Here is a 14138-nt window from a genome sequence, read left to right as displayed (position 1 = left end):
TTCAATGAGTTATTTTTTGCGTATCGTCGATATTTTCCGGCGCTTCCGGCGCTTTCGCATCCTTATCCGGTTGCTGTTTCCCCTGATAGTAAAGCGCTTCAAAATTCACCGGATTCAATATAACCGCGTGAAACCCGGCACGCGTAACCACATCCGAAACCGTTTCCCGCAGGTAGGGAAAGAGAATCGTCGGCCCCGCGATGCCCAGCACGGGGTCCAAATCGGCTTCGGGCACGTGTCTTATCTGAAAAACCCCCGCCTGCTGCACCTCCACCAGAAACATGGTTTTCTCCTTAACCTTCGCAGTAACGGTCGTCGTCAATACAACCTCGTACATGCCCTCGTCGATGCGCTCACCCTTGGTATGCAATTGAATGTTCACCTCGGGTGCTTCCCGTTCAAGAAAGATTCTCGGTGCGTTGGGTATCTCCAGCGAGAGATCCTTTACATAGATTTTTTCAATGCTGAAAACCGGCTGCTGCTCGCTCATGTTGGATTCCATTAAGAGTAGTCAAAAATGCGAGGATTAAGGTGAAGTTGCATGGCGGAAGTAACTATTCCCAAAGGGAAACATTTGCAAGGGAAAATGCAGAGCCCAGCCACGAAACACGTCAATCTGCTAAAAAGTGCGCCGCAACGCGGGATCCCGGCCGTCAAGTCCGGAACCTTAAATCCAGGGCGCATGCTCCGGCGTATATCCGGCATTCAGATCGCAAGGAGCTTAACCAACCCATCCTTTCGGTCAAGCATCGCCAGATCGTCGTAGCCACCGACATGGGTTTCGCCGATATATATCTGCGGAACGGTGCGCCGCCCCGTCTTTTCCATCATTTCAGCACGCTTCGCCGGCTCAAGATCGATACGAATTTTTTCTATTTCCGTCACTCCCCTGGCCAGCAGCAGGCGCTCCGCCATTATGCAATAGGGGCAGAAAGCAGTGGAGTACATAACTACCTTTACCATTAATGCGTCCCGTTATTTCTTCACTATCGGTAGATTTCCCTGCCGCCATGCATCGATCCCGCCCGTAAGATCATGAACAAGCGTAAACCCGTGGCTGCGCAGTATTCCGCCGGCTTTCCCGGTGGTATGAACCCCACTTCGGTGAATCAGCACAATAGGCTTATCTTTGAATTTCTCCAGTTCCGAAATACGCTGTTCAAGTTTATCACCGGGGATGTGCTTTGAATTGGGCACGTGACCTGCCTCATATTCGCTTGCTTCGCGTACATCGAGAACCAGGGCCTCCTTGTAATTGATGAGCTGGACCGCCACCAGCGTGTCAACTTCTTTCCCTGAGGGGCGAAAAACTGACCAGATGAGCAACGCGCCGCTTACCAGCGCTGCCATGATTAAGGCAATATTACTCTGAATAAATGACACTCGTACTCCCCGCTGTTATAGACCCCGGATTTTATCAGAGACGCGAACATTACGTAATTCCCTGAGCGCGCCCACGAACCACTCGAACCGCGATTTGCACCGCCGCGTGTGGATTCGGTAACACATTCGGTCATCCCATGATGCGGGAAGGTCCAAAATACAATAAAATTGACTATTTCGGCCGCTAAGCGGAAATTTTAATTTTTTTACGAATAACATGAAAAAACTCATTCTCCTGCGTCATGGAGAAAGCACATGGAACAAGGAGAACCGTTTCACTGGCTGGACCGACGTGGATCTCTCCGCTACCGGCATGGAAGAGGCCAGACACGCTGGAAGGCTGTTGCGGGAAAGTGGATTTGCGTTCGACGTTTCCTACACTTCGGTATTGAAGCGCGCTATCCGCACACTGTGGATAGTCCTGGATGAACTTGACCAGATGTGGATTCCGGTTCATTTATCGTGGCGATTGAATGAACGCCACTATGGTGCGCTGCAAGGCTTGAACAAGGTAGAGACTGCGCTTCGGTACGGCGAAGAACAGGTATTGATCTGGCGGCGCAGCTATAATATCAGGCCGCCCGCGCTCACGCGGGAGGACCCGCGCTATCCGGGACTCGATCCCCGCTATCGCAATTTGTCCCCTGAGGAGATTCCGCTGACGGAGTGTCTGGAAGACACCGTAAAGAGATTTCTCCCCTACTGGAACGAAACCATTGCGCCCCAGGTCCAATCAGGACAGCGCGTACTCATTACTGCTCATGGCAATTCCTTGCGTGCCCTTGTCATGTATCTGGACAATCTTTCCGAGCAAGAGGTCATGGAATTGAATATTCCCACTGGCGTTCCGCTTGTATACGAGCTGGACGAAAGCCTGAAACCTATACGGAGCTATTATCTAGGTGATCAGGCAAGAATCGAGCAGGCGATGCAAGTAGTGGCAAATCAGGGGAAAATTGTCCCTTAGTCATGAGTTTCGTTCGCCTCATCCCTTGGAGGAATGCAGGAATGCATTCAGGGACCCCTGGTTGCAATTCGAAAACTGCACGCAGAATAACGCTATTGCCACGTGTTGTGCATGACTTGTTCGGATACGTTTTGAAAACCCGGCCTTGATTGGTATTCATCCGTGGTTCAACATTATTCGCAAGCTTATCCCGGCTTGCGCGCTCATCCTCTCGCAACCACTCGCTGCCGCGCCCAAGGTCGACAACGAAGATCTGAAGCAGCTGCGTGGCCGGATCGAAACATTGCAGAAGGAGCTAGCGGATACGGAAGAATCGAAATCAGAAGTCGCCGATGCGTTACGGGAATCGGAGCGGGCCATTATCGCCGCCAATCGTAAACTCGCCGCGCTGACACGCGAGCACCATGATGCCAACAATAAGCTTAGCCAAATACAGGCGCAGTCAAAGCAAGTCGCCAGGGATATAGAAGAGCAACAGTTGCGACTGGGCAAACTGCTTCATCGGCAGTACTTAACCGGGGGCGGACAAACGGAATATCTGAGTCTATTGCTTAACCAGCAGGACCCTAACGAAATTGCACGCAACCTGCATTATTACGGCTATCTCTCCCGCGCCCGCCTGGGAGACATCAATGCGCTGCGTGCGAACGTCCAACGCCTGGGTACGCTCACGCGCGAGAGCCGCGAAAAAAGCCTGGAAATCGGCGCCATCCAGGCGAAGCAAGCCGAGCACAAAAAATATCTGGAACAAGAAAAAACCGAGCATGCCAAATTGCTCGAACGCATCTCGTCCCAAGCTGATCAGCAGCGGCGCGAAATCAGCAAGCTCAAACGCGACGAGGAGCGCCTTTCCCGTTTGGTAGAACGGATCGCCAGGATGCTTGCGCAAAAAAAGCGCAGTGCGCCCCGCGCCACCACCCCCGGACTACTCAGCAACGAGAGGCTTCCCGACGCATCCGCCGACGGCAGCCCTTTCTCATCATTGAAGGGCCGTCTGAGTTTACCGGTGCGTGGGGAACTTGCCAATCGGTTTGGTGGTCCACGTGCGGATGGAGGGGTTACGTGGAAAGGACTGTTTATCCGCTCAGCTACCGGCGGTGATGTGAAAGCGATCGCAGGCGGACGCGTAGTCTTCGCGGACTGGCTGAGAGGATTCGGCAACCTGATGATCGTCGATCACGGCAACAGCTACATGAGCCTCTACGGCAATAATGAAATTAACCACAAGCAAGTCGGGGATTCCGTTCGCGGGGGCGATACAATTGCCTCGGTGGGCAACAGCGGTGGCAACGCGGAGCCCGGTTTGTATTTTGAATTGCGCCATCAGGGCAAACCGTTTGACCCTTTGAACTGGGTCAGAATAAAATGAGCGATGCAACAATAGTGGAGAACCTTTAATGGGTGACAAGATGCGGCAAGTCGGGTTGGTCACTTTCGGAGTCATCGCCGGGGTGATGTTGAGCCTTAATTTTTCAGCTGTCGCAAACAAGGAAGAAACGCAGGAAATCATGAACCCGCTTCCGGTAGAGGAACTGCGGGCATTCACGGAAGTATTCGGCCGCATCAAAACCGATTACGTCGAGCCGGTACAGGACAAGAAACTGATCACCGAGGCGATCAATGGAATGTTGACCGGCCTCGACCCGCATTCGGCGTATCTGGATGCGGATGCCTTCAAGGAACTGCAAATCGGGACCCAGGGCGAATTCGGCGGCCTCGGTATTGAAGTTAGCATGGAAGACGGCTTCGTAAAGGTCATTTCGCCAATTGAGGATACCCCGGCGTTTCGCGCGGGCATCAAGACGGGGGACCTTATCATCAAGCTGGATGATACGGCGGTGAAGGGTCTTTCTCTTACCGATGCGATCAAGCGCATGCGCGGCAAACCCAATACGCCCATCACCCTTACGGTCTTGCGCAAGGGCGAGACCAAGCCGCTGGTGTTTACACTGGTTCGGGCCGTCATCAAAATCCAGAGTGTAAAATCGAAGCTGCTTGAACCTGGTTACGCATATATTCGTATCACCCAGTTTCAGGAGCAGACCGGGGAAAACCTGACCAAGGCGATCGATAAATTATTCAAGGAGAGCACCGTGCCGATGAAAGGGCTGGTGCTGGATCTGCGTAACGATCCCGGAGGGTTGCTGAATGGCGCGGTAGCGGTATCCGCGGCCTTTCTGCCCGCCAATTCGCTGGTGGTGTATACCGACGGCCGTACTGAGGACGCCAAGATGAAACTCAAGGCCAGTCCGGAATTCTACCTGCGTGACACAAAAAACGACTACCTGAAGCGGCTGCCGCCAGAGATAAAGACCGTGCCGATGGTGACGCTTGTCAATGGCGGTTCTGCTTCGGCTTCGGAGATTGTCGCGGGCGCACTCCAGGATCACAAGCGTTCCGTCGTAATGGGCACCCAGACTTTTGGAAAGGGCTCGGTGCAAACAATTTTGCCGTTGGGCAACAACACGGCCATAAAGCTCACCACTGCCCGTTATTACACACCCAATGGTCAATCCATCCAGGCCAAGGGCATTACGCCCGACATCCTGGACGAGGCGGCGAAAGATGACACGGAGCGCTTGCGTGAAGCCGATCTGACTCGCCATCTCCCGAACGGCAAAAAGGAAGAAGTGAAAGAAGTTAAGCCGGAGCCTGAAGCCAAGGAAGCAGTCACACCTCCCACGGCACCAAAGGCACCAAAACCGACGAACGGCGACGACAAGAACACAAAACGCGAGCCCCCTGCCGAGTTTGGTTCCCCTGAAGATTTGCTGCTGACGCAGGCAATGCACTACTTCAAGGAGGGTGGCGCCAAGAAGAGCGCGGCCAAAGTTAGCGACTGATTTCCGCCACATCACTCCCGAAAGACGAAGAGATAAGAACGTCGCTGGGGGAGTGAGCCGCTGAGCACCTTGACTGGGCTCGGCGGCGGCAATCCATGCTGCAGCGCAATGCGCCGCTCGCTATGGCTGTCCCCTCTGCTTTTCCCGTTGCCTTGGCGCAGCCTATGATTGCACAAGTAGCAATCACCGTGAAATTCTTTGACGGCGCAAGCTGTGAATGATGAATGACGATCAGCTGCTGCGCTACAGTCGCCACATTCTGTTGCCCGAAATCGGCATACAGGGCCAGGAAACGCTACTGAAGTCCCACGTGCTTGTGGTTGGCACGGGTGGCCTGGGCTCTCCCCTCGCCATATACCTCGCCGCGAGCGGAGTGGGTAAACTGACGCTTTGTGACAGTGACACCGTTGACCTGACCAATCTCCAGCGGCAGATCGCTCACAGCACGGATCGTATCGGAGCTCCCAAGACTTCCTCTGCACAAAAGACACTTGCCGGAATCAATCCCGAAGTCAACGTTGTCGCGTTGCACCAGCGCATGGACGAGGCAGCCCTGCTGCGCTTCGTCACAGATGCGGATGTGGTGGTGGATGCAAGCGACAACTTCTCGACCCGTTACGCCATCAATCGCGCCTGTATGATATCCAGAAAGCCGCTCGTATCCGGCGCGGCCATCCGCTTCGAGGGACAGGTCGCCGTATTCGATTTGCGCCACAATCACAGCCCCTGCTATCACTGCCTCTTCCCCAACTATGGCGACGATCAGGATATGCGCTGTGCTGTTATGGGCGTGTTTGCGCCGCTCACAGGCGTTATCGGTAGTGTGCAGGCGGTGGAAACGCTTAAAATCCTGCTAGACATCGGCCAAACCCTGAATGGTCGGCTGCTGCTACTCGACGGCTTGTCGATGGAATGGCGTTCCGTTAAATTGAATAAAGACCCATTCTGCAGAGTTTGCGGCGCGGAGGATCCAGGAGAAACCTGTGAGTTTGGGCGCGCTAGCCTATGAGTAAGGGGGCATGTGGCGTGGATCGCGCAAGGAAAACGTTCTTATCACTACGTTGGTGAGTATCGGCTTGCGCCATGGGTGAACGCGTCGCATCTACTTTAGCCCCATTCTAGCTCCGGGCCCAACGGTTAACCGAGATTACCGGCTATGGATGACGTAATCGCCCGGCGGCAGCACTCGAGAACAGCACCCTGCGCTGCGCTTCCCAATGCTCCATCGGGTCGCGTTTGTAGCCGCTTTTAGCAAACTGGTGCCAGCGCCCGGTAACATAACACATCAGCAGGTTCGCCTCAGCAGCCACGTCCAGCTCCGACGAAATTTCGCCTTCGCTCACTCCGAAGCGCAATGCCTGTTTTAGCGTCGCCTCGAGCCGATCATGCAATTGATTGATGCGGGTCTGCAGGCGGTCATTCTCGTTGATGAGCGCGTCCCCGATCAGAACGCGCGTCATACCCGGATTCTTTCGAGCGAAACCAAGCAATAGGGCTGATATCCCCTCGAGTTGCCGGACTGCGCTTTTCTCATCGTCCGTTAGCTTATTGATAAGACCGAAAAGCGTGGCTTCAATGAACTCGATCAAGCCTTCGAACATCTGCGCCTTGCTGGCAAAGTGCCGATACAACGCCGCCTCGGAAACCTCCAGTTTGGCTGCCAACGCAGCTGTGGTGATCTTTACCGCGCGCGGCTCCTCCAGCATTTGCGCGAGAACCTGGAGAATTTGATCTTTTCTTTCGCCTTTGGCAGACATGGAATCTCGCTACGGTAATTTTTTTGACTCAAATTCCGGCTCTCTGCACGAAACCGGAAACACTGGCGATTGCATGGCTGGGGTAGGTACGGGAGTAACGGATAACCGGATGGCAGCAATGAGAATTCTCCCACAGGGTGCCGCCTGTACGGGCTATAAAGCCGAGCTGAAGGTTAGTCTGACCTTATAAGGGTCCCAACGCCCTCGTCCGTCAGCACTTCGAGCAGCAGGCCGTGTTCCACGCGCCCATCTATGATGTGGCAGGATTTTACGCCAAGTTTTACCGCCTCCAGCGCAGAGCCGATCTTGGGTATCATGCCGCCTGAGATGGTTCCATCGGCGACCAGTTCGTCCACCCTCGTCGCTGTCAACCCGGTCAATAAATTTCCATCCTTATCCAGCACGCCCGGCGTATTGGTGAGGAGTATCAGTTTCTCGGCGTTAATCACCCGCGCAAGCCCGCCCGCCACCAGATCCGCGTTGATGTTGTACGATTCGCCACTTCTACCCACGCCAATAGGCGCGATAACCGGTATGAAATCCCGTGTTTCAAGTAGTTCAATCAGGGCCGGGTCAATACTTTCGATCTCTCCCACCTGCCCGATATCGAGCCACTGACCCACTCGCTCCCGATCCTGTATCAGCATTTTTTTTGCGCGGATAAAGCCGCCATCCTTGCCGGTCAAACCAACTGCGAGGCCGCCGTGTTGATTGATGAGGTTGACGATTTCCTTATTAACCAGTCCTCCCAACACCATTTCAACCACGTCCATTGTTTCGGCATCGGTTACCCGCATTCCCTGGATGAATTCACCCTGCTTGCCTACCCGCTTCAGCATGTCGTTAATCTGAGGTCCACCCCCGTGAACGATGACCGGGTGCATTCCCACCAGTTTTAGCAAAACCACATCGCGGGCGAAACCCTGCTTGAGGTTTTCCTCGATCATGGCGTTACCGCCATATTTAATGACAATCGTCTTGCCGTGAAAGCGCCGAATATAGGGCAGTGCCTCGGCCAGGATTTTCGCTTTATCCGTTGCAGAAGATGGAGATAAGGGCACGATATCCGGACAAATTAATTTATATTATGGCGAACGAAGGCATGGGAACCCGTCGGTCTGTTACCTAACCCAGTATGCCCCGGCGATTTTTCTTCAATGCTTGCATCCTGCACGATCAATGGGGCTGTGGAACGACTACTTTAGGGACGCTACTATCAGCTATATCAGGAAGCGGATCGAAATAACGATATAACATCGGCACCACTACTTTCGTCATCACCGTGGCGGTTATCAAGCCGCAGATCACTACAATCGCAAGCGGCTTCTGCACCTCGGAGCCAAGGCCAGTCGCGATAAGGAACGGGGCCAGACCCAGAATCGTAGCCGCGGCGGTTATCAGAACCGGACGGAAACGTGCCTCGCAACTCGTTTTTACTGCTTCGGCCACACTTAATCCCTGCTCACGCAACTCCTTGATAAATGATATTAAGACCACTCCATTCAATATGGCGACGCCCCAGACCGCGATAAATCCCACCGAAGCCGGAACCGACAGGTACTCCCCCGTAATGAATAACCCGATAACTCCTCCCACGGACGCGAATGGTAACGCCGTGAAAATAAGCAAGGCAAGCTTGACCGAATTAAACAACATGAACAGCAGAAAAAAGATCGCGGCAAAAGTGATTGGCACAATAATGCCAAGAGTCGCCATGGCGCGCTCCATGTTCTGGAATTGCCCACCCCACTCGAAGTAATAACCCGGAGGTAACTTAATTTCCTTCGCAGCCCGCTCCTGCAGTTCGGCTACAAACCCGCCTAGATCACGTTCATGCACGTTGGCACCAACTACCACCCGCCGCTTGGCATATTCACGCGAAATGATCGCCGGGCCATCGATGACCTTGATCTCCGCCACGGCGCTTAGCGGCACAAGCTGACCCCCACGGGCAAGCAAACTTCCTGGCGGGCCGCTGCCAGGCGGACGCAGCAGCAACTCACGGATAGCCTCAACGTCATGACGAAAACGTTCCGGGAAACGCAGCAGGAGCGTAAAGCGGCGCTCGCCCTCGAAGACCTGGGATACCGCCTTCCCGCCTACTGCGGTTGCAATCAACTCGTTCACATCGGCAACATTGAGGCCGTGCCGGGCAATGGCGCGACGGTCGATATCAATGGTCAATTCCTGTTGGCCTGACAGGCGTTCGATGCGGAGGTCGCGCGCACCACGCGTAGATTTGACGATGCGCGCGACTTGTTCCGACAGCTTGCGCAACTCTTCCAGGTCGTCACCAAAAATCTTGACCGCGACCTGCGAGCGTACACCCGTCACCATCTCGTCCACCCGCTGCGCAATCGGCTGCGACAGCGCGATGTTCACGCCGGGCAGCACCTCCAGCGCCCTGCGGATATCCTCCTCGATCTCCTGCTGGGATCGTCCCGATCCCTCCAGGTCGAGCGACGCAATCGGGTCGGACTCATTCTGAGAGGCGGGGTCGGCGGGCGACTCGCCGCGGCCGATCTTGGACACGACGTTCGTGACCCCGGGTATCGCAGCAATCAGTTTCATCGCTTCTGTTTCCAGATCGATCGCTTCTTCGAGGGAGATCGATGGCACGCGGATAATGACCGGGGTTACCGCCCCCTCCCTCATGATGGGAATGAAGGATTTTCCAAGCAATGGAAACAACCCAACGGCAAGTACAAGGGAACCTATCGACACCAGCGCGGTACCCTTGGGATTCCTTAACGCTAAATAGAGCAAACGCAGGTAAAGAGTCTTCAGGATGGCAACAAGTTTAGTGTCTTCCTCGGCTCCACCTTTCAGGGCGTAGTCGCATAGCACGGGAGATAACAGCACCGAGACAACCAAAGCAACCAGCAACGAGATGGAAATGGTCATGGCGAGCGGGCTGAACATCTTGCCCTCCATGCCCTGCAAAGACATCAGCGGCAGAAAGACCAGCACAATTATGATAATGCCATATATTACTGGAGCACCCACCTCGGCTGCTGCCTTGGCAATTGTCTCGGCCTTCGGCTCGTCCTTGGGCGCATGGCTCAAGCGTAAAAAGATATTCTCCACTACCACTACCGTAGGATCTACCATCAATCCGATGGCAATGGTCAGCCCCCCAAGCGACATGAGATTCGCGGGAATGCCGTAATAGTTCATTATCATGAAGGTAACCAAAGGCGTGATAATGAGCGTCGCACACACCACCAGGCTCACTCTCATATTGCCCAGGCAGATAACCATTACCAGAATGACGAAGACCAATGCCTCGATTAATACCTTGTACACCGAGTGCAGCGCCGCATCCACCATTACGGTCCGGTCATAAAAAGGCACGATCTGGAGCCCGCCCGGCAACAGGCCGCGCTCGTTGACCTCGGCAACCTTTTCCTTTACCCGCCCGACTATGTCCTTGGCATTCCCGCCTCGCAGCATCATTACGATACCGGTCACAGACTCGGTATAGCCATCCTTGATACTGGCCCCCAGTCGTACTTCTCCACCGAACTGCACCTCGGCTACGTCGCGCACGTAAACAGGCACGCCTTCGACCTCCTTAAGCACGATGTTGCGTATGTCGTCGAGTGAGCGGATCAGACCAACGCCACGGATCAGGTATTGCTCCGAATGCAGCGGCAGAATGTTGCCGCTGGCATTGGCATTGTTGTTGGCAAGCGCTTGATCGACAGCCGCGAGTGTCAAGTTATAGTGACGCAACCGGTTGGGATCTACCAGAACCTGGTATTCCTTGACGTGCCCGCCGATGGAGTTGACTTCGGCGACGCCGCGGATCGAGCGCAGCATTGGCCGCACGACCCAGTCCTGGATCGTGCGGCGCGCCATCAGTTCCTCGAAGGTAAGCGCGCGCTTGCCGTCGTCCGGATGCTCGATCGTGTATTGGTATACCTCACCCAAGCCAGTCGATACCGGCCCGAGCACCGGCGTGATACCCGGAAGCAGCCTGGACGAGACCTCGATAAGCCGCTCCATTACCAACTGACGCGCAAAGAACACATCGGTCTGGTCGGTGAACACCAAGGTAATCAGCGACAACCCGCTCTTGTTCAAGGACCGCATCTCTACCAATCCGGGCAGGCCGGTCATCGCAATTTCCACCGGCACGGTGATCAGCCGTTCGACCTCCTCCGGGCTGCGGCCGACCGCCACGGTGGCGACCTGCACCTGTATGTTGGTCACATCGGGAAACGCATCGACGGAGAGATTCTGTGCGGCATAAATGCCGCCGGCGCAAAGTGCAAGCGAAACCACGACCACTATCAGGCGCTGCCGGAGCATCAAGCGGACGATTGCGGCTAGCATGGACTATTCCAGCTCCGCGAGCTTACGCTCGTTATCCAGGTGAAAGGCGCCATCCACCACAATGCTCTGCTCGGCAGTGAGGCCGCTCACGACGGGAAGCATATCCGCGACTTCGGGGCCCAGTTCGACGGGAACCCGCACGAAGCGGTTGTTTCCCAGAGACAGGAAAACGTAGTCCCGGTTCGCCTCGCGCACCACCGCTGTCTCCGGAACGACGAGAGTTTTATGGAGATTATCGGTGATGTGCATATTGGCAAGCATGTCGGGTTTGAGTTTGCGCTGGGGATTTTCCACCATGGTACGCACCATCACCGTTCGGGTCATCGGATCCACTGTGTCAGACACGAATATGATGAGCCCGTCGAAAGTGATCTCGCCGAGCGCCGGCACGTGAATTTCGACATGCTGGCCGATCCGAACATCGCGCGCGATCTGCTCCGGCACATCTCCCACCACCCAGACGGATGAGAGGTCTGCCACCCCAAACAACTGGTCCGCTGGTTGCACGACTTGCCCAACGATCACGTTCCGAGCGATAACAATACCGCTCCGGGTGGAATTGATGGTAACGGAGGGCAGGATATGCCCCTGCTTTGCAAGATCCTTCAACACAGCGCTGTCTACGCCCAGCAAGCGCAACTGGTCCTTCGCCGCCTCCAGCTCGGCACGGGCAACCTCCAGCTCGGATTCGCGCCGTTCCACTTCCGCAACCGCAATCACATCGGCCGCCAGCAAATGATGAGCGCGCTCTGCTGCTTTTTGCGTCAGCACTGAGCGTGAAAAAGCACGCAAATAGGCGAGCTGTGCCTGGGTCAATTCAGGGCTGGTGATCCGGGCAAGCGGAGCGCCGACCTTGACGTTGTCACCCAGCATAACGTACAAATCAATAATCCGGCCCGTTACATAGGACCCCACACGTACCAGCCTCTCTTCATCCACTTCCACGCGGCTCGGAACCTGTATTTTATCCGCGAGATCAACCATGGTGGGATAGCCTATTTTTATGCGTGGCGCCACCTCCGGTCGGATCGTTATGGCGTTTACATCCTTTGCTTTCTCGTCACCTTGCTGTACCGCTTTTTTTTCGGCAGAGCCGGACGGTTCGCCTTTATCACACGCAGCCACGAGCAGCACGGCAATTACAACGGAACCCATGATCGACAGCATACGTTTCATTCGGCGGCTTGCTCCCTCGGGTAATGTGCGCGCAGCCGGTCGATTTCAGCAGCAGCCGCTTGTAAATCAAAACGTGCCTGCAATGAGTCCATAAGTATCCCTCGCAGCACGCGCTGGGTATCGAGCACATCAATCAGCCCACGCTCACCAAAGCGATAAGCCGCCTGCGCAACACGCAACGCGTTCTCCGCTTCCTTGATAATTCCGCCCTCGAACATTTCAACCCTGCGCCGCGCAATCTGCAGGGCCTGCCATGCACCTTCAAGCAGCTGGCCTATCTCGTAGCGCCGGTATTCCAGCGTTTGCCGTACGCGTGCCGAATCCGCTACAGCTGCGTCGATCTCACCACGGCGGCGATAAAATAACGGAACAGTAATGTGGAACCCAGCGGTGTTCGACGTGTACTGGGCTTCCTGAAAATTGCTGAGCAGAATTTGCACTGAAGGAAACACGGTAGCGCGTTCCTGATTAATACGCAGGCGCGCACGATTCTCCTCGGCCTCCAGGCGCACCACTTCCGGATTTACGGTAGGCACTTCCTCACGCAATTCCTCAAGCGCAGGCAAAATGACCGGATCGAACAAGGATGCGTTGATTATAAAGTCAGGTTTCAACGCGCCCGCGGTGAACTGCATCAGCGCAACGCGCGCACGCAGCGCATTCAACTCCGCCGCCTCCTTGCGGCTGGCCGCATTCAACACTTCTGCGTCGGCTCTGATAAGCTCGAAGCGCGCAGTTTCGCCCACGCCCACGCCCACCCTGATGCGCCGCCTCACCTCCTCCATCAGGTCGAAAATGCTGCCTTCCATCCGCGCTATTTCCTGGCGCAGCACCAGTTCGTAGGCACGCACCCGCAACTGTGCCGCCAGATCCGCCTGTACCTGCTGGAAGCTGGCCTCGCTGACCTCTATCCCCGCCTCCGCTGCGCCGATACGGGCGCTGCGCAGGAAGGGGTTCTCGATGTTCTGCATCAGGGTAACGGCACGATGATTCGTCGCCGGCAGGGCCTGTGGAATCCGCGCGTGCTGAGGTCCGCCGGTCACAATAACTTCCGGGTTGGGGTAGGCCGCAGCCCCGATTACGCCCGCCTCGGCCATGTTAATCTGCGATCGCGCCGCGCGTACCAACCCGTTGGCCTCCAGCCCCAGCCGTTGCAGATCCTCGATGGAAAGCGCCCCCGGCGGTGGCGCCGAAGCGGCCGCTGAAGGTATGGTTACCGACGGAATCGTATCAAAAGACATCTTCCCAGGAGGGGCCGGAGCCCCCGGGAGCGAAAGTGGCGCCACTGGCGGTGTCGTCGCTGGCGTTCCCGAAGTAGAGGGGGGAGCTTCAACCGGCGCATCGATAGGAGGCGGCGCCACCGATGGCCGCGCAGGGATTTCCGGAGCAGTGCGCGCTGGCCCGAAAGTTGGCGGTGGCGATGTGATGACAGGTACAGTTGCAGGATTTTGAGCTAGGATGGCAGTGGAAGAAACGGCAAGAAACAGGCTCAGCAGGAAGCGAAAAATGGGCGATATATGCATCTACTACCCTTGTTGTTTCCGAAAGAAATGAACCCCGCTTCCGCTGCCGATGACAAATTGCTCAAATAGATGATACACCGGGGAGAGAGTAACGAAGAACCTGCCGCTTTATTTTCAAAATAGGAAATTTCAATACGAGGCAACCTAATGT

Annotated in this window: 12 protein-coding genes; 4 read left to right on the top strand and 8 right to left on the bottom strand. The window is 55.5% G+C overall.

All coding sequences use genetic code 11. The annotated features are described in order from the left end of the window. Position 1: 1 nt before the first annotated feature. From secB to R5L00_RS12630, 3 genes are all read right to left on the bottom strand, one after another. Positions 2 to 490 (bottom strand): protein-export chaperone SecB, encoded by a 489-nt coding sequence (gene secB, locus R5L00_RS12640; RefSeq protein WP_317652054.1) that lies wholly within the window; start codon positions 488 to 490, stop codon positions 2 to 4. Between the two features lie 215 nt (positions 491 to 705). After that, on the bottom strand, positions 706 to 963 hold the full coding sequence (grxC, locus tag R5L00_RS12635) for a glutaredoxin 3 (RefSeq protein WP_317652053.1): 258 nt from the start codon (positions 961 to 963) through the stop codon (positions 706 to 708). A 12-nt stretch (positions 964 to 975) separates the two neighbouring features. After that, entirely contained in the window at positions 976 to 1383 is a 408-nt protein-coding gene (locus R5L00_RS12630; protein WP_107693396.1) for a rhodanese-like domain-containing protein, read from the bottom strand. A 217-nt stretch (positions 1384 to 1600) separates the two neighbouring features. Here R5L00_RS12630 and gpmA point away from each other — a divergent pair, with 217 nt between their 5' ends. The 4 genes from gpmA (at position 1601) to R5L00_RS12610 (ending at position 6202) form a co-directional block, all read left to right on the top strand. Then, a complete protein-coding gene (gene gpmA, locus R5L00_RS12625; RefSeq protein WP_107693397.1) occupies positions 1601 to 2350 on the top strand; it encodes a 2,3-diphosphoglycerate-dependent phosphoglycerate mutase in 750 nt (249 codons plus the stop codon). Positions 2351 to 2495: 145 nt separating this feature from the next. Further along, the gene (locus R5L00_RS12620) at positions 2496 to 3719 is read left to right on the top strand and encodes a murein hydrolase activator EnvC family protein (RefSeq protein WP_107693398.1); all 1224 of its coding nucleotides are present in this window, start codon (positions 2496 to 2498) and stop codon (positions 3717 to 3719) included. Positions 3720 to 3747: 28 nt separating this feature from the next. Then, positions 3748 to 5193, top strand: a complete 1446-nt coding sequence (locus R5L00_RS12615; RefSeq protein ID WP_107693399.1) for a S41 family peptidase — start codon at positions 3748 to 3750, stop codon at positions 5191 to 5193. Between the two features lie 220 nt (positions 5194 to 5413). Next, positions 5414 to 6202: a HesA/MoeB/ThiF family protein gene (locus R5L00_RS12610; RefSeq protein ID WP_317654186.1), complete on the top strand. Its 789-nt coding sequence runs from the start codon at positions 5414 to 5416 to the stop codon at positions 6200 to 6202. A 145-nt stretch (positions 6203 to 6347) separates the two neighbouring features. Here the strand turns inward: R5L00_RS12610 and slmA are convergent, their stop codons facing one another. The 5 genes from slmA to R5L00_RS12585 form a co-directional block, all read right to left on the bottom strand. Beyond that, positions 6348 to 6950, bottom strand: coding sequence for a nucleoid occlusion factor SlmA (gene slmA / locus R5L00_RS12605; protein ID WP_107693400.1), 603 nt, complete (start codon positions 6948 to 6950; stop codon positions 6348 to 6350). Positions 6951 to 7123: 173 nt separating this feature from the next. Next, entirely contained in the window at positions 7124 to 8011 is an 888-nt protein-coding gene (gene argB / locus R5L00_RS12600) for an acetylglutamate kinase (protein ID WP_317652051.1), read from the bottom strand. 115 nt (positions 8012 to 8126) lie between these two features. Next, positions 8127 to 11288 carry a CusA/CzcA family heavy metal efflux RND transporter gene (locus R5L00_RS12595; RefSeq protein ID WP_317652049.1) on the bottom strand — a complete coding sequence of 1054 codons (3162 nt, stop codon included), beginning with the start codon at positions 11286 to 11288 and terminating at the stop codon, positions 8127 to 8129. A 3-nt stretch (positions 11289 to 11291) separates the two neighbouring features. After that, positions 11292 to 12464 (bottom strand): efflux RND transporter periplasmic adaptor subunit, encoded by a 1173-nt coding sequence (locus R5L00_RS12590; RefSeq protein ID WP_317652046.1) that lies wholly within the window; start codon positions 12462 to 12464, stop codon positions 11292 to 11294. After that, a complete protein-coding gene (locus R5L00_RS12585) occupies positions 12461 to 13987 on the bottom strand; it encodes a TolC family protein (protein ID WP_317652044.1) in 1527 nt (508 codons plus the stop codon). The genes R5L00_RS12590 and R5L00_RS12585 overlap by 4 nt, the downstream gene beginning before the upstream one ends. Positions 13988 to 14138: the final 151 nt, after the last annotated feature.

Source organism: Nitrosospira sp. Is2, from assembly GCF_033095785.1.
Lineage (GTDB): Bacteria > Pseudomonadota > Gammaproteobacteria > Burkholderiales > Nitrosomonadaceae > Nitrosospira.
Note: the sequence above shows the minus strand (reverse complement) of the source record. Positions and strands in the feature narration are given on the sequence as shown.